This window comes from Sphingobacterium phlebotomi, from assembly GCF_008180195.1.
Lineage (GTDB): Bacteria > Bacteroidota > Bacteroidia > Sphingobacteriales > Sphingobacteriaceae > Sphingobacterium > Sphingobacterium phlebotomi.
In genome coordinates this window covers 81,881-107,112 of the sequence record NZ_VTAV01000014.1, presented here as the reverse complement: position 1 = coordinate 107,112, position 25,232 = coordinate 81,881, and the positions used below count along the sequence as shown (strand labels likewise).

The 25,232-nt window shown below is 41.1% G+C and carries 25 protein-coding genes; 9 read left to right on the top strand and 16 right to left on the bottom strand.

All coding sequences use genetic code 11. From position 1 onward, the window contains the following. Positions 1-252: 252 nt before the first annotated feature. Both FXV77_RS16985 and FXV77_RS16980 read right to left on the bottom strand, forming a co-directional pair. Complete coding sequence (locus tag FXV77_RS16985; protein ID WP_148920434.1) at positions 253-894, bottom strand: porin family protein; 642 nt, start codon at positions 892-894, stop codon at positions 253-255. Positions 895-961: 67 nt separating this feature from the next. Further along, positions 962-2,029, bottom strand: coding sequence for a metallophosphoesterase (locus tag FXV77_RS16980; RefSeq protein WP_148920433.1), 1,068 nt, complete (start codon positions 2,027-2,029; stop codon positions 962-964). Positions 2,030-2,126: 97 nt separating this feature from the next. Between FXV77_RS16980 and FXV77_RS16975 the strand changes: the two genes are divergently transcribed. The 7 genes from FXV77_RS16975 to mnhG are packed head-to-tail and all read left to right on the top strand — an operon-like array spanning position 2,127 to position 7,916. Further along, the gene (locus FXV77_RS16975; protein WP_148920432.1) at positions 2,127-4,436 is read left to right on the top strand and encodes a putative monovalent cation/H+ antiporter subunit A; all 2,310 of its coding nucleotides are present in this window, start codon (positions 2,127-2,129) and stop codon (positions 4,434-4,436) included. 36 nt (positions 4,437-4,472) lie between these two features. Then, a complete protein-coding gene (locus FXV77_RS16970; RefSeq protein ID WP_148920431.1) occupies positions 4,473-4,883 on the top strand; it encodes a Na+/H+ antiporter subunit B in 411 nt (136 codons plus the stop codon). 1 nt (position 4,884) lies between these two features. Then, positions 4,885-5,241, top strand: coding sequence for a Na+/H+ antiporter subunit C (locus tag FXV77_RS16965; RefSeq protein WP_148920430.1), 357 nt, complete (start codon positions 4,885-4,887; stop codon positions 5,239-5,241). After that, the gene (locus FXV77_RS16960) at positions 5,238-6,749 is read left to right on the top strand and encodes a proton-conducting transporter transmembrane domain-containing protein (RefSeq protein WP_148920429.1); all 1,512 of its coding nucleotides are present in this window, start codon (positions 5,238-5,240) and stop codon (positions 6,747-6,749) included. The genes FXV77_RS16965 and FXV77_RS16960 overlap by 4 nt, the downstream gene beginning before the upstream one ends. Positions 6,750-6,752: 3 nt before the next feature. Beyond that, positions 6,753-7,229 carry a Na+/H+ antiporter subunit E gene (locus FXV77_RS16955; RefSeq protein ID WP_148920428.1) on the top strand — a complete coding sequence of 159 codons (477 nt, stop codon included), beginning with the start codon at positions 6,753-6,755 and terminating at the stop codon, positions 7,227-7,229. Next, positions 7,226-7,501: a monovalent cation/H+ antiporter complex subunit F gene (locus FXV77_RS16950; RefSeq protein WP_148920427.1), complete on the top strand. Its 276-nt coding sequence runs from the start codon at positions 7,226-7,228 to the stop codon at positions 7,499-7,501. The genes FXV77_RS16955 and FXV77_RS16950 overlap by 4 nt, the downstream gene beginning before the upstream one ends. Beyond that, on the top strand, positions 7,494-7,916 hold the full coding sequence (mnhG, locus tag FXV77_RS16945) for a monovalent cation/H(+) antiporter subunit G (protein WP_148920426.1): 423 nt from the start codon (positions 7,494-7,496) through the stop codon (positions 7,914-7,916). The genes FXV77_RS16950 and mnhG overlap by 8 nt, the downstream gene beginning before the upstream one ends. A gap of 28 nt (positions 7,917-7,944) precedes the next feature. Here mnhG and FXV77_RS16940 read toward each other — a convergent pair whose 3' ends face one another. Then, positions 7,945-9,024 carry a lactonase family protein gene (locus FXV77_RS16940; RefSeq protein WP_187444167.1) on the bottom strand — a complete coding sequence of 360 codons (1,080 nt, stop codon included), beginning with the start codon at positions 9,022-9,024 and terminating at the stop codon, positions 7,945-7,947. A gap of 170 nt (positions 9,025-9,194) precedes the next feature. Here FXV77_RS16940 and FXV77_RS16935 point away from each other — a divergent pair, with 170 nt between their 5' ends. Then, complete coding sequence (locus tag FXV77_RS16935; RefSeq protein WP_317132162.1) at positions 9,195-10,577, top strand: peptidylprolyl isomerase; 1,383 nt, start codon at positions 9,195-9,197, stop codon at positions 10,575-10,577. Here FXV77_RS16935 and FXV77_RS16930 read toward each other — a convergent pair. From FXV77_RS16930 to FXV77_RS16875, 12 genes are all read right to left on the bottom strand, one after another. Beyond that, positions 10,552-11,421 carry a DUF4440 domain-containing protein gene (locus FXV77_RS16930; RefSeq protein WP_148920424.1) on the bottom strand — a complete coding sequence of 290 codons (870 nt, stop codon included), beginning with the start codon at positions 11,419-11,421 and terminating at the stop codon, positions 10,552-10,554. The genes FXV77_RS16935 and FXV77_RS16930 overlap by 26 nt on opposite strands. Positions 11,422-11,445: 24 nt before the next feature. Next, the gene (gene cysS, locus FXV77_RS16925; RefSeq protein ID WP_148920423.1) at positions 11,446-12,918 is read right to left on the bottom strand and encodes a cysteine--tRNA ligase; all 1,473 of its coding nucleotides are present in this window, start codon (positions 12,916-12,918) and stop codon (positions 11,446-11,448) included. 17 nt (positions 12,919-12,935) lie between these two features. Beyond that, the gene (der, locus tag FXV77_RS16920; protein ID WP_148920422.1) at positions 12,936-14,243 is read right to left on the bottom strand and encodes a ribosome biogenesis GTPase Der; all 1,308 of its coding nucleotides are present in this window, start codon (positions 14,241-14,243) and stop codon (positions 12,936-12,938) included. Positions 14,244-14,378: 135 nt separating this feature from the next. After that, positions 14,379-15,263, bottom strand: coding sequence for an ATP synthase F1 subunit gamma (gene atpG / locus FXV77_RS16915; protein ID WP_148920421.1), 885 nt, complete (start codon positions 15,261-15,263; stop codon positions 14,379-14,381). Positions 15,264-15,298: 35 nt separating this feature from the next. Beyond that, positions 15,299-16,873, bottom strand: coding sequence for a F0F1 ATP synthase subunit alpha (gene atpA / locus FXV77_RS16910; RefSeq protein WP_148920420.1), 1,575 nt, complete (start codon positions 16,871-16,873; stop codon positions 15,299-15,301). Between the two features lie 51 nt (positions 16,874-16,924). Further along, positions 16,925-17,470 (bottom strand): F0F1 ATP synthase subunit delta, encoded by a 546-nt coding sequence (locus tag FXV77_RS16905; protein WP_148920419.1) that lies wholly within the window; start codon positions 17,468-17,470, stop codon positions 16,925-16,927. Positions 17,471-17,498: 28 nt separating this feature from the next. Then, entirely contained in the window at positions 17,499-17,993 is a 495-nt protein-coding gene (locus FXV77_RS16900) for a F0F1 ATP synthase subunit B (RefSeq protein WP_148920418.1), read from the bottom strand. Positions 17,994-18,118: 125 nt separating this feature from the next. Beyond that, positions 18,119-18,322, bottom strand: a complete 204-nt coding sequence (gene atpE / locus FXV77_RS16895) for an ATP synthase F0 subunit C (protein ID WP_105727133.1) — start codon at positions 18,320-18,322, stop codon at positions 18,119-18,121. Between the two features lie 45 nt (positions 18,323-18,367). After that, a complete protein-coding gene (atpB, locus tag FXV77_RS16890; RefSeq protein WP_246162501.1) occupies positions 18,368-19,486 on the bottom strand; it encodes a F0F1 ATP synthase subunit A in 1,119 nt (372 codons plus the stop codon). Positions 19,487-19,548: 62 nt separating this feature from the next. Then, positions 19,549-19,947: a hypothetical protein gene (locus tag FXV77_RS16885; RefSeq protein WP_148920416.1), complete on the bottom strand. Its 399-nt coding sequence runs from the start codon at positions 19,945-19,947 to the stop codon at positions 19,549-19,551. Positions 19,948-19,959: 12 nt separating this feature from the next. Continuing rightward, positions 19,960-20,154, bottom strand: a complete 195-nt coding sequence (locus FXV77_RS16880) for an AtpZ/AtpI family protein (protein ID WP_148920415.1) — start codon at positions 20,152-20,154, stop codon at positions 19,960-19,962. A 26-nt stretch (positions 20,155-20,180) separates the two neighbouring features. Continuing rightward, the gene (locus tag FXV77_RS16875; protein WP_148920414.1) at positions 20,181-22,415 is read right to left on the bottom strand and encodes a helix-turn-helix domain-containing protein; all 2,235 of its coding nucleotides are present in this window, start codon (positions 22,413-22,415) and stop codon (positions 20,181-20,183) included. A gap of 123 nt (positions 22,416-22,538) precedes the next feature. Between FXV77_RS16875 and FXV77_RS16870 the strand changes: the two genes are divergently transcribed. Then, positions 22,539-23,045, top strand: coding sequence for a cupin domain-containing protein (locus FXV77_RS16870; RefSeq protein ID WP_148920413.1), 507 nt, complete (start codon positions 22,539-22,541; stop codon positions 23,043-23,045). 68 nt (positions 23,046-23,113) lie between these two features. On the opposite strand, the gene FXV77_RS16865 is transcribed toward FXV77_RS16870, so the two are convergent. Further along, a complete protein-coding gene (locus tag FXV77_RS16865; protein WP_148920412.1) occupies positions 23,114-25,132 on the bottom strand; it encodes a hypothetical protein in 2,019 nt (672 codons plus the stop codon). Between the last annotated feature and the right edge of the window lie 100 nt (positions 25,133-25,232).

The following is a 25,232-nucleotide window of genomic DNA, read 5'->3' as shown; positions in this document are numbered from 1 at the left end:
AGCTGGCTTAAAGAATATGACTGAGCAGAATTAGATTTCTACTCGGTCATTTTTGTTTTTTCCGAGTTCAAGTTTTCTATTTGTAATGATTTAATTCGATTTTTCAGAGGCTATATAGGGGTATTTCTGATTACTATCGGAACTATCGCCATTTTTTGGTTTGGATGTCCTTTTTTTAGATCAATTTCAGGATTCTTTTTCAGTGCCCCCAAAAAACGAGAGGCTTTCCTTTTTCATTATGTGTTTTGGTTCTTAAAATTCGAAACCAACACCGAAAGAAAGAACGCGGTTGTGTCCCTTCATGCTGACGCCCTGTTCTGCCTCAAAGTTCAATAAGTTTGCTAAACCCAAACCATATCCACCGTTAATTAAGAAGCCATTAGCTAGTTTATATCCCAATTGGAAATTCAATCCAAAATCAACCCGCTTCGTTTCATCTTCTCCGGAACCAAACTCTACATCATAAGATTCGCCACCGCTTATCTTGTCTTTACCCGACAAATGGAATCCAACATACGGTCCTGCACCTACGAATACTGAACCGGTATTTCCTGTTGGAATATAATATACCGCATTTACAGGAATATCCAGCGACATGATGTTTGTAGTGTATTTTTCCCCTCCTAAATCTGTCATATCCATTTCCCCACCTTTCCCTTGCAAAGAAAGACCCGGCTGGATGGCGAAATTTGGAGCAGCGAAGATATTCGCATAACCCGATACATAGAAACTTGTTGTCGTACCGGATTCAACAGAAGCATTTACACCACTTCCACTAATCTTAACCACCTGTTTCGGCAAGTTAACACCAGCTTTGACACCATAGCTTACCTGTGCATTTGCACCTGCTGCCAATAAAAATGCAGCGCCTAAAGAAAGTAAAATTTTTTTCATATTTGTTCAATTAAATTCTATTAGGCGCAAAACTACAACAAACAAATCACATTTCAAAAAACATATACTAATCCAAAGTAAAGGTAAATTGCTGATTATCTTCGGTTTTATAGGCTAGATCCTGCGTCGTCGGTGAAACAGCGAACAGTGGTGAAAACGTCTTCACCTTCACAGTATTACCATCCGGCATAAACTCTAAATAGCGCAACCAACCGTCTCCGCCGTTTCCATGCCAACCTCCTCCCATCGCCTGCGCATTGAATGTCATTTGCGATACGGTTTTTCCTGCCGCATTTATGTCACGTCTAAAACCTAGATGTGCCTCAAAATTATCTGGAGCTCCGATATGTCCCGAAAAAACCAAACGGATATTCTTCGATGGTTTCACCAATTTTTCAAACACCGCAGCGCCATAGTTTACATCCTCCATTTTATAGCCTTCGGTTTTTATATGTTCGCTCTTGCTATTGAGATAAGTATGCGTCAACAAAATCACATCTTTGTCTACGTAAGGCTTGGCTTCCAACACCTGTTTCGCCCAATTGATCACCGTATCACGCGGTGCGAACTCCAAGACCAGGACAAGCCAATCTTGACCATGCGGTGTATGAAATTCATAAAGTGCGTTCACCGCGCTAGACTGTCCATTTATTTGTGGTCCAATCTCCCGTAGCGCACGTTGGTTGAAACCATTTTGATTCACATTAAAATACTGATCATAATTTGTAGAACGATATTCTGCACTTCGATAACCGAAATCGTGATTCCCAGTTGCCAACACATAAGGCACGCGATTATCCAGTGTAGCAAAAGCGTTTCTTACATTTTGCCATTGCTGCAAACTATTTGCTGTGCCATCATGTCCTTTCAAATGGATCAAATCATTATGTTCCACCAAATCACCGGTGCACAAGACAAATTGTGTATTTAACTTATCTACGTTTTCATATATCCACCCTGTCATCAGGTTCAGTATACCAACATTTTTGTGAAAACGCGTATACGTCTGCGGGTCGGGCACCAAAATCAGGGACCAGGATGCATTATCGGTAAGTGTCGGTTTTTGATATTGTGCGACGGCTTGGAAGTAGCATAAAAAAGCTAACAGGGGGAGTAATAGGTTTATTTTTTTCATATTCTAAAAATAACAATATTTAAAAAAACAAGCCTACAAATTGCGGATTTTTTGTAATTTTATAACGATTCCAACATTATTTAAACATAAAGACTGCATGCTATTTACTGTTTTAACAGGGTTAATAACATCGAGCCTTCTCGTTCCTTTCGGCAAGCTTATGAAGACGAAATGGAGTGTTTTACTCCCGTTTATACCTGTAATCCTCTTTTTATTCTATTTATGGCATGTGCCTGTCGTAGCAAATGGAACGAACGTTATCCAACATCTTGCTTGGGTTCCCAGTTTAGGTGTGAACTTCGATTTCCGCTTGGACGGCCTGTCTTTACTTTTTGCCCTGTTGATTACAGGTATTGGAACAGCCATCTTCTTTTATGGTCGCAGTTATCTAAAAGGACATATTTATTTTGACCGATTTTTCGCCTATCTGCTTCTTTTTATGAGTGCGATGTTAGGCGTTGTACTCTCCAATAACATCCTTACCCTATTTGTTTTTTGGGAACTGACCAGTATTAGCTCCTTTTTTCTCATCGGCTTCAATAATGACAGTAAGGAATCCAGAAATAGTGCACTTACAGCGCTCAGCATTACAGGTCTAGGTGGTTTTTTCCTATTAGCGGGATTGGTATTAGCGGGAAATATTGCAGGGACGTTCATTATCAGCGAGCTATTTGCACAACATGATAAGCTGGTCAATCATTCGTTATACCCTTTAATTATAGGGCTCGTATTTATTGGTGCATTCACCAAATCGGCACAATTCCCTTTTCATTTTTGGTTGCCAGGTGCAATGAAAGCCCCTACGCCAGTATCCGCCTACCTTCACTCGGCAACAATGGTCAAAGCAGGTATATATCTCTTAGCGCGCTTTACCCCTATTTTAGGCAACACCGAATTGTGGAATACGACACTCCTGATTGTCGGCGGTTTTACCATGGTATTCGCGGCTATACATGCGCTGTTTCGCACCGACCTAAAAAGTATTTTAGCGTATTCTACCATATCTGCCCTAGGCATTTTAACCTTTCTGTTGGGGTTAGGTACAACAGAAGCGTTTATTGCCGCAAGCGTTTTCATCTTGGTGCATGCGCTCTATAAAGCGACATTATTCATGGTTACGGGCATTATTGACCATGAGACGCATACGCGGGACCTCACGAAATTAGGCGGATTGCGCAAAGTGCTTATGCCGGTTTTTATCGCCGCAGTATTAGCAGCCCTTTCAAGTGCCGGCCTTCCCTCAACATTCGGTTTTATTGGGAAGGATTTAATCTACGAAGCGACCTTACATTATCATCATAACTGGGCTATCTGGCTAACGGCTCTCGCGGTCATCACCAATATTGGTTTAGTCGCTGCGGGATTTATGGCAGGAATAAAACCTTTTACCGGGAAGTTACCACAGGCATTTGAGCAGGTACATCTCCCTTACAAATCCATGTGGATACCACCTCTTATCCTCGCGGTCTTAGGTTTGGTGTTCGGCATCTTCCCGGGGATTACAGGCGATTATTTCAACCATCAAACGGCGATTGCTATCGCAGGAGAAAACCTGGAAATGGAACTTAAAATGTGGCATGGTTTCAATACCGTGTTCATTTTAAGTCTTGCTACACTCGCCACAGGAACAATCGTCTATTTCCTAAACAAACCAAGTGAAGCTAAACTACGCGCTATTGAACAGTTTAACCATATTTCACCACAATATATTATCACCAAGATTGGTGCAGGTATCAAACAAATGTCGGCCTGGTACACCAACGTGTTCCACAACGGATATCTTCGTTCGTATCACATCAAGATTATCCTTTTTGCCGAACTACTGTTAGGGTACAAGCTATGGTTGGGTGGACCAGTCCGTATCGATTACGCAAACTTGACTCCCTTGTCCTGGTATGAATTTGGTATTGCAGCTATCTTATTGGGCGCCATGTATCTTATTGTGACAACAAGATCGCGTCTAACCGCTGTCGTGTCGACCAGTGTTATCGGGTATTGTATCTGTCTGATGTTCGTGTTCTACAGCGCCCCCGATTTGGCCATGACACAATTCACAATTGATACACTGACCACCGTATTGTTTGTATTGGTTTTATACAAGCTCCCACCTTTTATTAATTTTACAAGCCGAGGGGTTCCCATACGAGATGCTATTGTAGCATTGGGTTTTGGAATCATTATTTCTCTTATTGCCTTACGTGTACTTTACGAACCCAACTCGACTGCCATCAGTGACTTTTATGGCGAAAATGCTTATTTGCTTGCCAAAGGAAAAAATGTGGTCAATGTGATATTGGTAGATTTCCGTGGAATGGATACCATGTTCGAGACAGTTGTGCTATCTATCGCAGCATTGGGTGTATATAGTTTGATCAAACTACGTTTAAAATCATCAGAAAAAGAATAGGTTAGAAAGTTAACTTTCTAATAAAAAATAAAAAATATGAAGAGTGCTATATTACAGACAGCTACCCGATATTTACTTCCGATATTGCTGTTATTCTCCTTTTTCTTGCTCCTGCGGGGGCATTATTATCCTGGAGGTGGTTTTGTCGGCGGATTAGTCGCTTCCATTGCATTCGTGTTACACAGTTTTGCCAACGGGACAGAAAACACGATGAAAATACTCCGATACAAACCCTTATCGTTGATACCGATCGGGCTCGGTATCTCTGCGGTGAGTGTTACTTTTCCATTATTATTTGGGCTTCCCCCTATGACAGGTCTTTGGTTTGAAGAGCCTATTCCCGTCATCGGTATGATTGGCTCCGCTCTATTTTTCGATTTAGGTGTTTATCTGGTCGTCATCGGAGTCGTTTTAACTATTTTATTCACCATTGCGCTAAACGATTGATATGGAATTACTATTGGTTTTAATATTAGGTTTGTTATATGCTGCCGGCGTATACCTTATTTTACGCAGAAGTATGGTGAAACTTCTATTGGGTATTATGCTATTGGGAAACGGAGCAAATATTTTGATTTTCGTCCTGGGAAAAATCACGAAAGGAAGTCCTCCGGTTATTAATGAGGCATACAAAGTTTTTCAAGAGATCTATGCAGATCCGATACCACAAGCATTAATTCTAACTGCCATCGTCATTAGCTTTGGCTTAACTTCCTTTGCTATCGTACTGTTAAAACGGGTGTATGCGCTAGTGGATTCAGATGATTTGGACGATTTAAATACACCAGAAGAAGAAGACATATGATAGACAACCATATTTTAGCACCTATTTTTGTGCAATTATTTACGGCAATAATCCAATTGGCGTGTTGGAGAAAAACGCTCACACAACGCTACTTGAGTGTTGGGGGGAGTTTGATTGGCCTTATGGTTGCTTTCCGGCTTTTCAGTCGTGTATACGAAGATGGAATACTGACATTAAATGCGGCAAACTGGGACGCCCCTTTCGGGATTGTCTTTGTCGCGGATTTGCTGAGTGTCACGTTGGTATTGCTCACGTCTATTGCTTGTTTTGCTGTTTCGATCTTTTCATCGGTTGGCCTTAGTAGGCAACGCATGCTCTATGGATATTTCCCTATCTTTCACTTTCTCATCATGGGATTACATGGAGCGTTCCTAACGGGTGATATCTTCAACTTGTATGTATATTTTGAAGTCATTATTATTTCTTCTTTTGTACTGATGACCTTAGGAGGAAGAAAAGCGCAGTTGGAGGGTGCAGTGAAATACATGGCGATGAACATTTTGGCTTCCATGTTTTTCTTGACGGGTATCGGTATTCTCTATGGCATTACAGGGTCGCTCAACATGGCAGATTTATCCCTCAGAATTCAAGAGGTGCAAAATAAGGCGCTCATAGGCATTACGTCTTGCTTTTTCATTATTGGCTTTGGTATCAAGTCAGCCGTATTTCCCTTATACTATTGGCTTCCGTCTTCCTATCATACACCGCCATCTGCGGTTGCAGCAACCTTTGGCGGTTTGCTGACTAAGGTGGGTATCTATGCGATGCTGCGTACATTTAGTCTGATCTTCATTCCGGATGATTTTACGCGAACACTTTTAATGGTGATTGCCATATTTACGATCTTAACCGGAGCATTTGGTGCCTTGATAAAAACAAACATACGGCGGTTATTCTCTTATCTCATTGTATGTCATATCGGTTTCATGGTGGGCGGTATTGCCATGTTCAGCAAGGTTGCTCTTATGGGGGCTGTGTTTTATCTGATACATGATATTTTGGTCAAAACCAACATGTTCCTTATAGCCGGACTTATCCGTCAATTGCGGGGTACCATGGATATGAACAAATTGGGCGGTTTATATAGCGACTATCCGAAAATATCCCTCGTTATCGCTATCGTCTTATTTTCCCTGGTGGGGATACCACCATTATCGGGTTTTTGGCCAAAAGTTTTTCTTTTTCAAGAAGCCTTTATCCAGCATCAATACGTCTACATTGCCGCTTTAATTATCGGTAGCTTCGTGACGCTATACGTTATTGCTAAGATGTGGTCGGAAGTATTTTGGAAAAACCCATCCGCTTCAGAAGAGGTGGAGAATCTCTTCGCTCCGATGCCGCCTTACAAAAAGATACTCATGGTGCTACCTATCGGACTAATGGCACTTGCAACACTTTATATAGGACTAAATGCGGAAGCTATTGTAAAAATAACAGACATAATATCGACACAATTAATGGATCCTTCGGCATACATTGATGCCGTTTTGGGAAATAAAACGGATTAAGATATGATTAAGAATTTTTTAATGAATCTGCTGCTCTCGGCGATATGGGTAGCACTTACGGGTTCACTTTATTACACCAACTTTTTGTTCGGATTCATGCTGGGCTTCTTTGTCTTGTGGATAATGAACCGTAACGAAACGGACCAACGATATTTTTACCGGGTTCCAAAGATTATAAGTTTTGTTTTTTACTTTCTTTACGAGGTTGTAAAAGCAAATGTACAGGTTGCCTTTGACGTGATTACACCCAAATATTTCTTCAAGCCAGGGATTGTCAAGTACCCGATGAGCGCCCGGACGGATTTTGAAATAAACTTGTTGACGACTATGATCTCATTGACCCCGGGGACGCTCATTATCGATATTAGCGATGACAAAAAAACAATCTATATCCATGTAATGTACTTAACGGACCCGCAAACATTTGTTCGGCAGACACAGACAGGTTTGGAAAGAAGACTATTAGCTATTTTACGATGATTACACTTGAAGCATATTTCGATTACGTTATCCTACCGATTTTATCCATTTCCGTTATGTTGGTCTTCATCCGGTTATTCAAAGGCCCCGCGGTGGTAGACCGTGTCGTCGCGTTGGATTTGGTTATTACCATAGGTATCGGAATTATAACGGTATATAGCATCCGTTCCAATCAAGAGGTTTTTTTGGATGTCGCTATCATTCTTGCCCTGATTGCCTTCTTAGGTACAGTGGCCTTTGCTTATTATATAGAAAAACAAAAAGATGATTGAGATTATATTAGGATTTTTAAGTACAGTAGGCGCTCTTTCCATTTTATTCGCCTCTATCGGAATCTTGCGTATGCCAGATTTCTATTTACGCTTATCGGTAACCGTGAAAGCCTCTACCTTAGGAGTAGGCTTGTTGCTCATTTGTGCCGCTATTATGTTCCCTGATATATCGGTGACGACTAAAGCTATTGCTATTATATTCTTTTTGATTATTACGGCTCCTATTGGTGCACATATGATTGGCAGGGCTGCCTATTTCACCGGCACGCCACTTTGGAAAGGCACCATTTCTGATGAACTTGCCGGCATGTATAACGAAGAAACACACCGGTTAGACAGCGAAGAAGATGAAAGCGATGACGATATTCACGACGGAAAACCCAATATTGCGAAAACAGATGAAGAAACCAAGTAGCTACGTCATCATAAGATGATCACGATGTTTAAAAAACAATACAAACAGGTGTTGACACCTCTATTTGTTTACCGGTATCTTTCAATTCTCCGGTTTCCCTATTGCGTTCAAAAACCGTGATATTATTTGTTTTCTGATTCGCCACGAGCAGAAAACGCCCGTCAGGAGAAATATTGAAATTCCGGGGACCTTCCCCTTCGGTAGGATATACTTTTCTACGTTCCAGCTTACCTGATTTGTCTACGGCAAATAAAGCGATAGTATTGGCTTCGCCACGGTTGGATGCATAGATGAATTTTCCATCAGCTGAACACTTTATTTCTGCTGCGCCATTCTCTCCCTCAAAACCATCTTCATTGATGGAAACCGTATCTACCAACGTCCAGTTTTCGCCATCCTTTTCATAATGGGCAATCTTTGCCGTCATCTCCAACAATACATAGATATTTTTTCCTTTTTCATCAAACACCAAATGACGGGGACCGCCTCCTGCGGGAGTCGATATATGACTTTCTTCTGCTAAACTATAGTTATCATTGTTTTTATCTATCCGGTAAATGGTAACCTTATCCGTTCCCAGATTTTGTATATAAACATGCTTTTCATCCGGGCTAAAAAAAGCAGAGTGCACATGAGAAGCTTCTTGTCTTTCTTTATTCGGTCCGGTTCCCTCCTGTTGGATATACTGTATCTTTTCCGCTAAACCGCCATTTTTCTCCAATCGATACACCGACAAGGAACCTCCGCCATAATTCGAAACAACAGCTATGGGATGGTGCTTGCTTACCGCAACATGACATGGGTAACTTCCCTCTGTTGGTATAGCATCCACAAAAGACAACGCATCACCATCGAAGGTAAACGAAGAAAGTGCAGCGGTACTATCTCCCGTTTCATTAACAGCATACAACATATCTCCTTTTACTGACCTTGCCAAAAACGATGGATGTTCGCTAGCAGTCGATGAATACATAGTCGCTTCTCCACTATTTTCGTTAAACATATATAAATAGATGCCCTGACTCCCGGCATGTGTGTACGTACCGATAAACATTGGAATCTCTTGCGCTACCGACCATTGGGCTAAACAACTTAATACAAATATCATGGATGTTCTCATATCATTGTCCTCGTGAAGTACTACATGCTAAATTACACATTTTAGCATTTGAAATCACGTCCTTTCATTTTTTAACATTTTTAACAAATTAACGGGCAAAGTTTTAGTACTTTTGAGAAGAAAGTAGGTAATTTTGCAGTGCTTAGAGGCAACGTTTTATGATGAAGAAATATATTAGTTTACTGGGGATGGCGATGATGACCATCATTTGTTTACAATCCGTATATAGTCAGGGGAGATTGGTAGACCGTGTTGTCGCAACCGTGGGATCCGGCATTATCTTGCAATCCGATGTGGAAATGCAATATGCACAATATTTGGCACAGGGCGAGAAACCGAACGATGATATGAAATGTTATGTTTTACAGCAACTTCTCACCCAAAAGTTATTATCCCAACAGGCTGCTATCGACTCCATCGAAGTATCAGAATCGGAGGTTGACGACAATCTGAACAGACGGATGCAGATGATGGTAAGACAAGCCGGAGGAAAGGAACGTTTGGAGGAATTTTTAAACCGCTCGCTCTTGCAATATAAAGAAGAGATGCGCTCCAATGTGGGAGAACAGCTAAAAGCAGAAAGAATGCGTCACACTATCGTATCGACCATCAATGTTACACCTGCAGAAGTAAAACAATATTTTGAAAGCCTCGATCAAGATAGCCTTCCCTATTTTGATACCGAAGTTGAAATAGGTGAAGTCGTAATCAAACCCGAATTAACCAAGGAAGAAAAAGAACAATTCAGAAAGAAAGCCGACGGATATAGACAACAGGTAATCAATGGTTCTGACTTTGGAACCGTAGCTCGCTTGTATTCAGAGGATGGTTCCGCTCCATATGGAGGAGAGCTTGGCTTTGCCACGCGGGACAGCTATGTAAAGGAGTTTTCAGCGATGGCCTTTAAACTGAAAGAGGGAGAGGTTTCACCGGTGTTCGAGACCCAATTTGGTTTCCACTTTTTACAGGTGTTGCAACGACGAGGTGAGGAAGTCAATGTTCGTCACGTCTTGATAAAAAAGAAACCTACATCTGCAAGTTTACAGCGTGCCAAGGAAAAAATCGACAGTATTTATGAAAAAGTATCGGAGAGAAAACTAGCCTTCCATGCAGCTGCTTCGTTGTACTCCGATGCCGATGAAACAAAATATGCCGGTGGGATGATCATGAACCCTGAAGATCATTCTCCCTTAATAGCTATTAATAAATTGGACAAAGAAACATTTACCGCGATAGATCCACTTGAGGTTGGCCAGTATTCTAAATCATTTCTCTCCAAAGATCAAACAGGAGAACAGGTATACAAATTCGTTTATCTTAAATCTCGCATAGCACCGCATAAAGCAAATTTGGAACAAGATTTTGCTAAGATACAAGAGGCAGCAAGTCAGGATAAGGTGAACCGAAAACTTAGTGAATGGTTTGAACAGCGTAAGGAGAACACCTTTATTGACATCAATGAAGATTTCCTTCAATGCGATGTATTAAAACCATGGATGGATGAGGGTAAAGAAATTATCGCTCAAACATCATCTCGATAATCACCCGCCATTGATAATCATCTTTTAATTGCCAAATACGGATATAGTTAAATTTAACAACTTTTTCTTTCGACCGTACAGTTGCTGTTCCGGAAGTATACGCATATTCTCCACTATAAGCACGCCCCACACCAGATGGATCTGTCGTGATTTCGATTCGCTTTTTCTTTAGAAAAGCAAGTACATTTTTCTTACCTTCTATTTCCGTCTCCCAAGGATAATAATAACGTACGTCGTCAGCGAGAAATTCATTAAATGCTGTTTCATTATTTGCTTTCAAAATCGTGGAGAAGAGTTCGTCACTTTGCGTTACGACTTCCTCTCTTTGCTGCAAACGGACTTTCGAACGATGCTTTAGATACCAAGAATCATCGGGTTCGTAATACACTAAATCCGATTTAGGTCCTTTTCCAAAATTCTCTACTTCAGCCCTCATATGTACTTTCCAGTTTCCTTTTCTATCGCGACGCCAAACCGTGAGATACTGTCCATATCTTTTTATCGCACCTACCTTTTGAAATTCCATCGGGCCCGAGGTCACTCCCCAATCCAAACTCTTCGAGACCAATGCAAAATTCGGTTCCCACGACATAACGTCCGGAATATTCGGTCGATTATTCAAATAATTTACTGCATTTACAGGTGATGGAACGTATAGTGTAGATTCTTTGTCCACGATAGATATAAACGCTTTGTGCGGATTCTCCCTTTTTGCCATGTTAGACGCCGTCCGGTCTGCAGTAATCAAGCTTCCTACTTTATCAGGTAGTTGTGCATGTACAACAGAAAATGCACTGTTGAGTACGACGGCTGCTACTAACGAATAGATTTTTATCAAGTTCATTTACACAATTTTGTCGTTTTACAATCAAATCTTATTCCAAAGCGTGCCATCCTTGCTATCTTTTAATTGAACACCAATAGATTGAAGGTCTTCACGGATACGATCTGATGTTGTAAAATCTTTATTTTTCTTTGCTTCATTCCGCAGATTGATGATAATCTGCATCAACGCGTTGGTATCGTCGGCATCACCTGCTAAGGAATCATTTCTCAAGCCCAAAATATCGACCACAAAAATCTGCAGAAACAATTTTAATTCGTCCAGCACTACTTGATCCATTGCGATCTTACCATCGTATGCGGCATTAATAAAGCGGACTGCTTCAAACAATTCGGCGATGAGCACCGGCGTATTGAAATCGTCGTCCATAGCTTTATAACACCGTTTCTTTAAATCAGCAAGGTCAAAATCACCGTTACTTTTATCCGAAGGCTTTATTTTATCCAACAACGCGATGGCATTCATCAGGCGCCTATATCCTTTATCAGCTGCTTCCAATGCGCCATTGGAGAAATCCAACGTACTACGATAATGCGCTTGCATCATAAAAAACCGAACCGACATGGGTGAATACCCACTATCTAACAAGGGATGATTTCCTGTAAACAATTCATAAGGCAAAAAGCCATTTCCGGCGGATTTCGACATCCGTGCACCATTTACGGTTAGCATATTTGTATGCATCCAATATTTCGCCGGTTGAACGTGGTGACAGGCTTCCGATTGCGCTATCTCATTGGTATGATGTGTCGCCGCGAGATCCATTCCTCCGCCGTGAATATCGAATTGGGCACCAAGGTACTTGCTGCTCATGGCCGAACATTCAATATGCCATCCCGGAAACCCCACGCTCCAAGGAGCTGGCCAACGCATGATGTGTTCTGGTTTCGCCTTGATCCATAGTGCAAAATCCAAACGTCCGCGTTTTTCGTCCTGTCCACCTAATTCCCGTGTATTGTTTAAAAGATCCTCTAGCTTACGATTGGTCAAAATCGTATAGTCATGTTCCTTGACATATTTGTCTACATCAAAATATACCGTGCCATTAACCTCGTAAGCATAACCATTGTCAATAATGCGCTGCACCATCTCAATTTGCTCCAGGATATGTCCTGTTGCCGTAGGTTCGATACTAGGTGGCAAGGTATTGAATAGACGTAAAACCTCGTGAAAGCCTAGCGTATATTTCTGCACGATTTCCATAGGTTCCAATTGCTCCAGTTTTGCTTTTTTGGAAAATTTATCGTCTCCCTCATCCCGATCACCTTCAAGATGCCCCGCATCTGTGATGTTTCTCACGTATCTTACCTTGTAACCCAAGTGTAATAAGTACCGAAAAATCAAGTCAAAAGACACAAACGTACGGCAATTTCCCAAATGCACATCACTGTACACCGTTGGACCGCATACATACATGCCTACAAATGGCGGATTAAGAGGTTCAAACTTTTCTTTTTTTCGGGTAAGGGTGTTATAAAGAACAAGATTGGATTTCATAAAAATCTATAATCAGCTTACTTTTGTCTAAAAAATATTTGAATAGGTACTCCGTTAAAATCAAAATGCTCGCGCAATTTATTCTCGATAAAACGCTTATACGGATCTTTGATGTATTGCGGTAGATTACAGAAAAATGCAAACATCGGCGAGCGGCCGGCTATCTGTGTGATATATTTAACTTTGATGTATTTTCCCTTAATAGCAGGTGGTGGGTAGTTTTGAATCACCTCCAACATGATGTCGTTAAGCTTAGAGGTAGGTATCTTTTTCGTTTTATTTGCATACACCTCCATCGCTTTTTCCACCACTTTATAAATACGTTGTTTTTCCGTTACCGAAGTAAAGATGATCGGAACGTCTGTGAACGGCGCTATTTTCTCGCGAATACGTGTTTCAAATTCTTTAGTGGTTTTGTGGTCCTTTTCGATGGTATCCCATTTATTGACCACGATCATGACACCTTTTTTGTTCTTTTCCGCCAAGTGGAAGATATTAATATCTTGTGACTCAATCCCATCATTAGCATCCAGCATCAGAATAACGACATCGGAATCTTCCAGCGCTTTGATCGTCCGCATAACGGAATAGAACTCAATATCCTCGTTCACTTTACTCTTCCGTCGGAGTCCCGCGGTATCGATCAGTAAAAACTCGTTACCAAATTGATTATAGTGGATACGGATAGAATCACGCGTCGTACCTGCAATATCCGTCACAATATTTCTATCCTTCCCTAAGAGTGCATTCGTCAACGATGATTTTCCTACATTTGGACGACCAACAATGGCTAGTTTAGGCAAGGGTATCTCTTCCTCTTCTTCTTTCTCTTCCGGAAAATGGGACACCACTTCATCTAATAACTCTCCTGTACCCGAGCCCGTTACAGAGGATATATTATACACTTCACCCAATCCAAATGCGTAGAACTCCGCCGATTCATGCGTTCTTCTAGCGTGATCTACTTTATTCGCAACCACATAAACAGGCTTTGACGAACGACGGAGCAAATCAGCAATTTCGTCGTCCAAATCAGTAATACCCGTCGTCACGTCCACCATAAAAAGAATAACAGATGCTTCCTCTATGGCGAGATGGACCTGTTCTCGAATAGCTTCTTCAAAAATATCGTCCGAGCCATGTACAAAGCCCCCGGTATCAACAACCGTGAATTTCTTTCCTATCCATTCAGCCATTTCATAATGACGATCACGAGTCACTCCGCTGAAATCATCAACGATTGCCTTTCTACTTTCCGTTAAACGGTTAAATAATGTCGACTTCCCTACGTTCGGGCGACCAACAATTGCCACTATATTTGCCATATTATATTTTATACACCACCAGGTGTCTTCTTTTATTTATAAGGTCACAAAGTTACATAAAATAGATGGCATATAAGCTAATACTAAAAAAGGGAATCTTCACAGATTCCCTTTTTAAATAATGGGTTATATATCTTATCCATTTGATAAAGCGGCTGCACCGGAGACAATCTCTGTCAGCTCAGTCGTAATAGCCGCCTGTCTTGCTTGGTTATACGATAATTTCAATGCTTTCAACAAATCGCCCGCATTTTCGGTTGCTTTATCCATAGCTGTCATACGTGCGCCATGCTCAGAAGCATTAGAATCTAAAACTGCCTTATATAGTTGCGTTTTGATAGCTTTAGGAATAAGCTCCTCAATAATTTTCTCTTTAGATGGCTCAATAATATAATCCACTTCCGCTGTTACTTCCGTCTCTGGTTTTTCTTGCGGAACCAACGGCAACAATTGCTCCGTTGTCAAGATCTGAACAGCCGCATTCCGAAACTCATTATAAACAACCTCTACCCTATCGATGTTTCCCGCTTTAAACTCCTGCATAGCATATTCCGTTACTTGGGATACATTCAAAAAGTTAAGGTCGCTATACAATTCATTGTAGTTTCCGATAACATTGAAACCGCGCTTTTGAAAGAAATCATGCCCGCGTTTACCGATAGCAATAATGCTCAGGTTGCCACGCGCATGCTGTTCCGCATATTTACCGAAAATTAAACTATTAGCGGTTTTGATTGCGTTGGCATTAAATGCCCCCGCCAAACCTCTATTCGAAGTCAACACAATAACCAACACCTTCGTTGGTATGCGATCTTGTGTATAGGGTGAATCATTCCCTTCAACAGAAGCAGAAACTTGTGCTAGTATATCTCTTAGTTTGTTGGCATAAGGGCGTAATTGTACGATAGCGTTTGTGGCACGCTTCAACTTCGCCGCAGCCACCATTTTCATAGCTTTGGTAATCTGTTGCGTTGATGTTACCGAACTAATCCGGCTTCTTACTTCTTTTAAATTTGCCATTTTAACACTACTATCTAACTACTAAGAATCTAACACTAATATTTTGCAGCTAGCTCGCTAGCCACCTTATCTAACACACTTGTTAATTCATCCGTATATTTACCTGCTTTGAAAGCTGCTAGAACCTCGGGATGACGTTGCTCCAATTGTGTCAAATATTCTTCTTCAAATTGACGAACTTTATTCACGGGAACTGAACGAAACAGTCCCTTTGTACCTGCGTAGATAATCGCTACCTGTTTCTCTACAGCAACAGGCGAATATTGACCTTGCTTCAAGATTTCAACGTTACGGATACCTTTGTCCAATACAGCTTTGGTAGCTGCGTCCAAATCCGAACCGAATTTAGCAAACGCTTCCAACTCACGGTACTGTGCCTGATCTAATTTCAACGTACCGGATACTTTCTTCATCGGTTTAATCTGCGCGTTACCACCCACACGAGAAACGGAGATACCTACGTTGATAGCTGGGCGGATACCTGCGTTAAACAAGTTAGATTCCAAGAAAATCTGACCATCGGTAATCGAAATTACGTTTGTTGGGATATAGGCAGAAACGTCACCAGCTTGTGTTTCAATAATCGGAAGCGCTGTTAATGAACCACCACCTTTCACCAAATGCTTGATAGACTCCGGTAAATCGTTCATGTTACGCGCGATATCGTCAGACGAATTGATTTTCGCCGCTCTCTCCAATAAGCGAGAGTGTAGGTAGAACACGTCACCCGGATAAGCTTCACGGCCCGGTGGACGACGCAACAACAACGATACTTCACGATAAGCTACCGCTTGTTTTGACAAATCATCATACACGATCAATGCCGGACGGCCTGTGTCACGGAAAAATTCTCCAATCGCAGCACCTGCCATCGGCGCGTAAAACTGCATTGGAGCCGGATCAGCTGCAGATGCTGCAACAACAACGGTGTAAGCCATCGCTCCGTTTTCTTCCAACACGCGTACAATGTTCGCTACTGTTGAATTTTTCTGTCCTACAGCAACATATATACAGAATACAGGCTCACCTGCGTCGTAAAACTCTTTCTGATTTAAGATCGTATCGATACACACCGCAGTTTTACCTGTCTGGCGGTCACCGATAACCAACTCCCGTTGGCCACGACCAACTGGAATCATCGCATCAATCGCTTTGATACCTGTTTGCAATGGCTCTGTTACAGGCTGACGGTAGATAACACCCGGCGCTTTACGCTCGATCGGCATTTCGTATGTTTCACCTGCTATAGGACCTTTACCATCAATCGGCTGGCCTAATGTATTTACAACACGGCCTAACATACCTTCACCTACCTTAATAGATGCGATACGTTTGGTACGCTTAACGGTATCCCCTTCTTTGATTTCATCTGAAGAACCCAAAAGAACGACACCCGCGTTGTCTTCTTCCAAGTTTAATACAATACCTTCTAATCCATTATCAAATTCAACCAACTCACCGGACTGAACTTTAGTTAAGCCGTATATACGAGCAATACCGTCACCAATGGTAAGTACGGTACCCACTTCCTCTAGTTCGGCTTCTGATTTAAAGCCCGACAATTGTTCTCTAAGAATTGCCGAAACTTCATCTGGTCTTACCTCTATCATTGTTATTATTATAAGGGGTTTTTGATTCTATTTTCAATTCAATGCCAAGGACTATACGCCTTGTGCTGCAAAATGCTTTTCTAATTTATTCAATTTACCAGCAATACTTGCATCAATCTGTCTATCTCCTACACGTACCATAAAACCTCCGATCAAGGATGGATCTACGATATTCTTAAGGACTACCTCCGCTTTGATTTCTTCTGTGATGATCTTTTGAAGGTCCGCAAGATTGGCCTCGGAAAGCGTCGTAGCCGACGTAACAGATGCTTTCACAATCCCTTTTGCTTCATTATATTCACGAACAAATTCCTGTGCAATATCCAATAGGATAGCTGCACGTCCCTTGTTCACTAATATATAGAAGAAAGAAAGAATGATGGGGTTGATCTTCCCTTCAAAAATCGCTGCTAGGATAGTCCGTTTCTTATCACCTTTAATAATCGGGTTTTTAAGGATAGCCAACAACTCGGAATTAGACTTCAATACCGAAATCACATTTTCCATATCCTTCTTCACGGCATCTAATTGTCCTTGATCCTGTGCTAAGTCGAGTAAAGATTTCGCGTATCTGGATGCAACTGTAAAAATTGACATATTTTTAATTTAAAATCTGAACAACCCGTTAGTTTAACTTTACATCTTTCAACAAGTCACTTACAAAAGCGTCCTGTTTAGCCTGGTCTTCAAATTCTTTTGTTAATACCTTACGGGCAATATCCAAAGATAAAGAAGAAACTTGATTTTTAACTTCCGCTAATGCCCTGTTTTTCTGCTCTTCGATTTCTCTTTTTGCTTGCTCCAAAATCTTCTTGCCGGACTCCTGTGCTTCCGTTTTCGCGTCGGCAACGATCTTATCTTTAAGTTCTTTTGCTTCTTTTAAGATATTATCCCGCTCCATACGTGCCTCTTTTAATAACTGCTCATTTTCATTGGTTAGGCGAGCCATTTCCAATTTCGCCTTTTCCGCCGAATCGAGCGCATTTTGGATATTTTCTTCTCTTTCTTTAATTGCTTTTAGCACGGGCTTCCAAGCAAATTTTCCCAACAAAAATAACAGGATTAAGAAACTAACGGTGTGCCAAAAAATCAGACCAATTTCGGGAATTAATAAATCCATATTATTATACTATGTATGACGTTTAAATTTTTCTTTTTAACTATTGATTTTGAATGAATAAAAGAACCCGAAGTGGCAACCCCAAGACAGGTTCTTTTAATCCTTTGTGTTTCTTGAGGCTATTATTAAGCGATCAAAGAAACAACCACTGCGAATAGAGCAACCGCCTCGATAAAGGCAGCAGCGATCAACATGGCAGTTTGGATTTTTGAAGCAGCTTCAGGTTGGCGTGCGATAGATTCCATTGCAGAACCACCGATTTTACCAATTCCCAATCCAGCTCCGATAGCAGCTAAACCTGCTCCAATTGCGGCTAATGTACCAGTCATAGTTTTAAAATATATTAGTTAAAAAATTATTCCCTCAATCTATATTTAATGTTCATGGTGTTCTTCGATAGCCATACCGATGAACAGCGCAGAAAGAATTGTAAAGATAAACGCCTGTATAAAAGCGACTAACAATTCTATCAAGCTGATAAATATAGTAAATATAACCGAACCTCCGGCTACTGCACTTGCGTTAAAAATAAATGGCAAACACAATAGCGACAACACCAAAATGTGACCTGCGGTAATGTTTGCAAACAAACGTATCATTAACGCAAATGGTTTCGTAAATACACCAATAATCTCCACAGGAATCATGAGGGGTTTCAACCACCAAGGTACCGGTGGATTAAAAATATGCCCCCAGTAATATTTATTTCCGTTAAATAAAATGATCAATAGTGTAATGACAGCAAGTACCATCGTTACGGCAATATTCCCTGTTACATTCGCAGATCCAGGGAAGAAGGGCACCAAACCCAACACATTCATAAACCATATAAAAAAGAATACGGTCAATAAATACGGCATAAAGCGCTCATATCGGTGTCCTAAATTCGGAATCGCAATTTCATCACGCACAAAAAGAATAATCGGTTCCATAAAGGACTGTATGCCCTTTGGTGCTTTTCCTGCATTTTTCTTATACCCTCTTGCTACCGCAAAGAACACCAGAATCAACACGATGAATCCTAAAAAGATACTGAATACATTTTTTGTAATGGAGAAATCTAACGGACGCTTATTCGTAGCATGATGTTCTTCGTCATATACAATATAAGAACCGTGATCATTCGCTTGGTCTGCCGCGTAGTAAATCTTACCGTGATATTTAACGAAAGCTTGCCCCTTTTTCTCTACGATTTTGGTACCGTCGTCGTTTCGTTCAAATTCGCTAGAACAAAAAGTTACTAGACCATTTTCTGTATACAATATAACAGGCAAGTAAATACCTACCCATTTTGATTTGCCTTCAGGATCGCCACCAAAAATGGTAAATTCATGCGAATCGCCGATGTGATGGAAAATAAAAGCTGTAATGTCAAAACCTTTCTTCTCGTGTGCATGGTCATCCGCTGTTTCGGTCTGTTTTTCCAGTACAGATGTGGTAGTTAAAGAGGAGGCAAACGAAGAGAAAGAAGCTAGAAAAACGCACAAAATCATCAAAGTCCTGATTTTGGCTGAAGTTAAAAAGCGGCTTATTTCCATCTATACAATATTTTTAGCTATTTTATTTTGCGCCGCAAGTTACGTAACAAAATGATAACTTCAAAGCATGACATTAATAAATATATACAAAAAAAATTCAGTCCTAATAGCACCTTATTTTCCACTTCAAAACCGTACAGGAAAACCATAAAAATAGCCAGTGAAACCAGCATTTTTATCATGACACCTCCAAGAATCGCATACACGCCAAGCTCTGGATTACTATGTATTCCGAGATACGATATGGCATAAGCAAACACCGTAACGATATATAACAATATACCGAGCGGCACAAAAGTGCTATCTAAAAAGCGGATATCTACAGATTGCTGTATCAAGTATGCCCCGCCAAAAACGAACATACTCCCCAACAATAGCTTCCAGGCGAATTGCCCTGTAACTTTTAAAATTTCCAATGTGTTATTAATTTATTTCCCATTCTTTCCCATCCGCTGTACTTGCACGATCAACTGATACAAGGAAATCAACACGGCAAACAACGTCAGCCCGATCGTCCACCAACTTTTTTCTACCGCATACTTTTCGTCCAGCCAGCTTCCGAACCAATAGCCCGCAAAGATCGTTGCCAACATCTGAAAGGGCACGCCAATCCACGTAGCCATTTTCCTGCGATTTGATCTTTCCACTTTTAACTATCCACTTTTAAGTTCTCCACTTCCAACACCTTTTGCCCCAATTTTATATCCGGGTACGAATAATCGTCACCAAGTATCATCTTTATCTCCGAAGAAGATTTCCCTTCATTCTTTCGCAATACATCCAATAATACGTCTAGTTTTGCGCCATCTATTAAATCTTCCGCTTCCACCTCATTTCCTACAAAATGAATGAGATGTCCATATATCGTCCCTGCAACCATGCTCCGTTTCTGTGCAATATCTTCTACACTTAAGCCATCCAGAAATAAATCCAGTGAAATAGTTTTCGTATCCTTTACCACGTCTTCGTCTTCTGTGGCTTTAACAGCGTTATCTTTTGTTTTTTCTTGCTGACTGAGCGTCTGGACCTGCTGAGATAAGTCGCCTTCATTCGTCAATATATCGGCGATGGTAAGGCAATGCGCCAACTGTTCTTTCTTACGTCGAAAATCCAATAATATCGAACGCAGTTCTTGTACATATTTTTTGGTACGTTTTTTTATCGCCCATGTTTCGATATGTTCCTGCATCGTCAACAATACATCATCATTGAGTTTTGGCAAGAACCAAGCAACCGCCGCTTTCGTACGCTCACAGATTTTACCATAATCCAACGTCTCTTTATCACGTAACATGGTATATAATATGGTAACGAACTTATTCGCCACCTTCTCCTGCTCTTTTAACATCACAGAAAGATTCCCCAAATATTCCAATGCCGCTTCTTTGCTGTCGATATTCCGTTTCCCTAAAGATTCTATTAATTCCTCAACACTTTCAACTAATGTACCCCATCGAAAACTTTGCAGCACAATCTGTCCTAAATAGTTACGTTGACACGATTCCAGGATTTTTGTCACTTCAGCATTCGGTATCATCCGCTGCATAAAGTCCACTACCTGTGCATCTGTTCGGATGGAATGCATGGGAATTTTGGACTTTAATACCAGCCCCTCCAATCCCGTTAGCCTACTTAACGCGACATACACCTGCCCTGCAGCAAATGAAGTCCCTGCATCGATGACAGCCTTATCAAAGGTAAGCCCCTGACTTTTGTGGATGGTAATTGCCCATGCTAATCGCAATGGGAATTGGGAAAATGTTCCCATCACCTCTTCCTCTATCTTGTCGTCACCTTTATTATACTTATACCGGATATTCTCCCATGTCTCGCGCCGTACCACGACATCATCCGAGCCATCATGAAAACCCACGACTACCTGGTGGCGATCCAAATTCAGTTCCTTAACCGTTCCTATTTTTCCGTTAAAAAACTTCCGGTCTTCCCCACTATCATTTTTAATAAACATTACCTGTGCGCCTATTTTTAGCGGAAGCATTTCGTCCGCAGGGAAAGAAGATTGTTGAAAATCATCTTTTACAACGGCTTTGACATTATGCATGGTTCCTTTCAGCTTCGCCAATTGCTCCTGGTTAATGGTCTCCGCTAATCTATTATGAGAGGTTAAGGTAATATATTGTTCCTCTTCAGCAGGTGAAAAAACAGGCTGATAATGTGCGTTCAGCTGCTCCAAATCTTCTGCCGAGCATTTATTATTCCGAATATTGTTCAATAGGTCGATAAAGTAGCTATCGTTTTGCCGGTATATCTTATTTAACTCCAGTATAACGGGCGGATGCTCGCGCAATACTTTGGCATCAAAAAAGAACGGACTACGGTAATGGTCGCGCAATACCTGCCATTCGTGTTCCCGGACAACGGGTGGTAGCTGATAGAGATCGCCGATAAAAAGCATCTGCACACCGCCAAATGGCCGCATATCACGACGTACCGATTTCAAAATAACATCTATCGCATCCAACGTGTCGGCACGCACCATCGAAACTTCATCGATAACCAATAGCTCCAGTTCCTGCAAAATTGCTCTACGCTGCTTGGTGAGTTTAATGGTCGAAAACAGCCGGCTCTTGTTGTAGATATGGCTGTCCTGTTCATTCCACTGTAAAGGGTAATCTTCGATAAACGTGCCGAACGGCAACCAGAATAAAGCATGCAGCGTTGTGCCTCCAGCATTCATCGCTGCCACTCCTGTGGGCGCAGTAATCGCCATTTTCTTATGCGAATTCTCTCGAATGTATTTTAAGAAGGTGGTTTTACCGGTACCTGCTTTACCCGTTAGGAACAACTGTTGATTCGTTTGATTCACAAAAGAAACAGCTTGTAAAAAAGCTTCGTTTTGTTTGTCAAATTTTAACTGTGTCATTGATTTCTTTTTTGGATTGTTAAGCATGTTCCCGAAACTCAAATGTAAGAAAAGTTAAGGAGGTTAGAAACATGTATTGCGTATTTTCAAGAAAACTCATAACTTCACCAAATAAAAAGAGATATGTCAGAAGAATACATTAATAAAGGCGAATTATTTAGCCAAATAGAAGAAAAATTAAAAGCGCAAGGGTTCGCTATTGAACATATTGACCAAACCCGTCCTTGGGGAGGTTTCTTTGTCATTGCCGAGGAACAGGCACAGCAATTTGCAGACACCTATTTTGATGGATTAGATGTACAGAACCTTAAAATAGCGGGCAAATTAAGCCCTAAAATCTTAATCGTTGCTCCGGAAAAACGTTTATCCTGGCAATATCACCACCGCCGCGCTGAAATCTGGCGTGTTACACAGGGCGAAGTTGGCATCATCACCAGTGCTACGAATGAGCAAAACGAACTAAAAAAATTAAAAGAGGGCGATGTTATCCGCCTCTCCCAAGGTGAGCGCCACCGCTTAATCGGTTTGAAAACCTATGGTGTCGTAGCGGAAATATGGCAACACACCGATATCAACAACCCTTCTGATGAAAGTGACATCGTTCGGGTAGAGGATGATTTTGGAAGATAAAGTGCAATTACATGAATAAACCGATCTGCTTAACTTGGCGGATCGGTTTATTAACTATAAGCGCATCGCTATTTACCTCCGAATAATGCCTTAATTGAATCAAAAAAACCGGGTTTGGCAATGGCGACCCCTAGTCCAAACGCACTTTCTTTACCTATTGCAGCATATTTGTCGCGCAGACTCGGAATATCGTCCACCAGCACTTCCACGTTGGAAAGGGGGATATACACAATCTCTGCGGTAGCCCCGTGCTTGTCGACTTTTTTCTTTAAGCTATATTTAAACAGTTCATAATCCACGTCCATTTGCCTATTCGTGTACTGATCCTGGGTATCTATCGGTTTATCCGAACGGATGGTAATCGAATAGCGTTCACTATCATACGAATGCCAGAAACTCACATCTTTTAACACATAATCCTTTAAGTGATTTTTCAAGATGTTGCCGTCATAAAATTTCAAGTATTTCCGTCCATCATTCCCTAGGTAATACGGTTTATCGACAGTCGCCGTGTATAGCGTTACGAAGATATTATTCACTTTATCATCATCCACTACCGTCAGCGAAGCGTCTTTAAACACTTGACGTTTGTCATTTCCGTTTTCACTCTCGACAAAATCCATACAGCTGAAAACGAAATTGTTGGTATTGTCTATTACCGCTTTTTTATTGGTGGTTTTCACATAACGACGCATACCGTTTGCACGGCCGTAGCGATAAGTCGTTTTTATGGTAATGGCACCTACCTCGTCGTTAACATCGAGTGTAATCTCATCAAAAATGGAAAAATCCGGACTTTTATACGGTTCACGTTGCTGTAAAACACTATTCGGCTTGATTTCCATGTAATTCAGAAAACTGATAAACGTACGATTCTCGAGCGTGCCGTATTCGTCGCGATAGGTAGCATCCACAAAATAATCTTTCTCTTTATGGTGCACTTTTACGATGACATGGTTAAAATTAAACAAGGAAGGTAAATAATACTTCAAATAATAGTCTGCATTGTAATTAACCAATGTAACGGACGATTCGATACCTATATAATCAAGCACACATTTGAGCAGAACGGTTTTCGCTTTACAATCTCCTTGTTTAAATTCATACGTTATCCAGGGGTCTTGCGGTTTATGCCCGTGCATTTCCTCTTCATTATAAATATAACGGACATGATTCTGTACAAACTCGATTGCTAGCTGAATCTTCGCTTCGATATCGTCGTCAAGCGCATCCAGTTTACTTACTAAATCGGGCGCATATTCCGAAAGTGGTTTAGCCGTCAATGCAGCTTCATAATACGGAAGCACCAAATCGAGCAGTGCTTCATATGTATATTGCGTTGCAAAATCAATAAAAGGAAACAGTTCCCGATTGACGTCTACCGGATTGAGGTAGTTCCCATACTGTAATGAAAACGTATCTCCTGATGCGATCACCCCTTCTTCTACCGGCAACAACTCGCCTTGTTCATCACGGAAAAACTGTTTTTTATACGCTACCGGTTTTGAGCGTTTATTAATAAAGTCGAATGTATAGCTTCCATAGGCCCAATATACATCTGGACTTGACCAGACGTATTTTGTCAATTCCTTACGCAAAAAATCCTTGTCCGTATACGTCAGCACACGGGTATCTTCCACAATAATAATATCATAGAGACGTACATCCTTGATACTGATATTGACTTTTTTCGAACTGTTAATCACACCATCTAAACTCTGTCCTTCATTGTCCAATACTTTGAATTTGGTATCCGGCAGCTTATCAATCAACACGCCATCCCGAAGTATCGCAATACGATGGAACACCATGTGTTCTGATGGATATAGTGCAAACTCATTGACAGCGGCAAATTCCAGCGTGCCCGGTTGTTGCACACTATAAGCCATGCAATTATACTCCGCATTCTGCGTATCGTCGGTATATTGAATTTTTCGCAGAAAATAGCAGTAATCTTTACCTTCATCATATTGCTGCTGAGAAAAGTCGCTTTCTACAATTTTGGACAACAATTCTTCTTCTGTAAATGGCGTCGCCCAAGCAGCAGGCACTCCAATTCTGTATTTTTCCTCTAATTCTTGTTCCATAAACTATTAGCTTTGGCTAAATATAGAGAAACTTGGATAAAATCGCAATGAAAAAATACCCACTACCGGGTATTGGCAACAAGAAATGGTTTCCCTAACT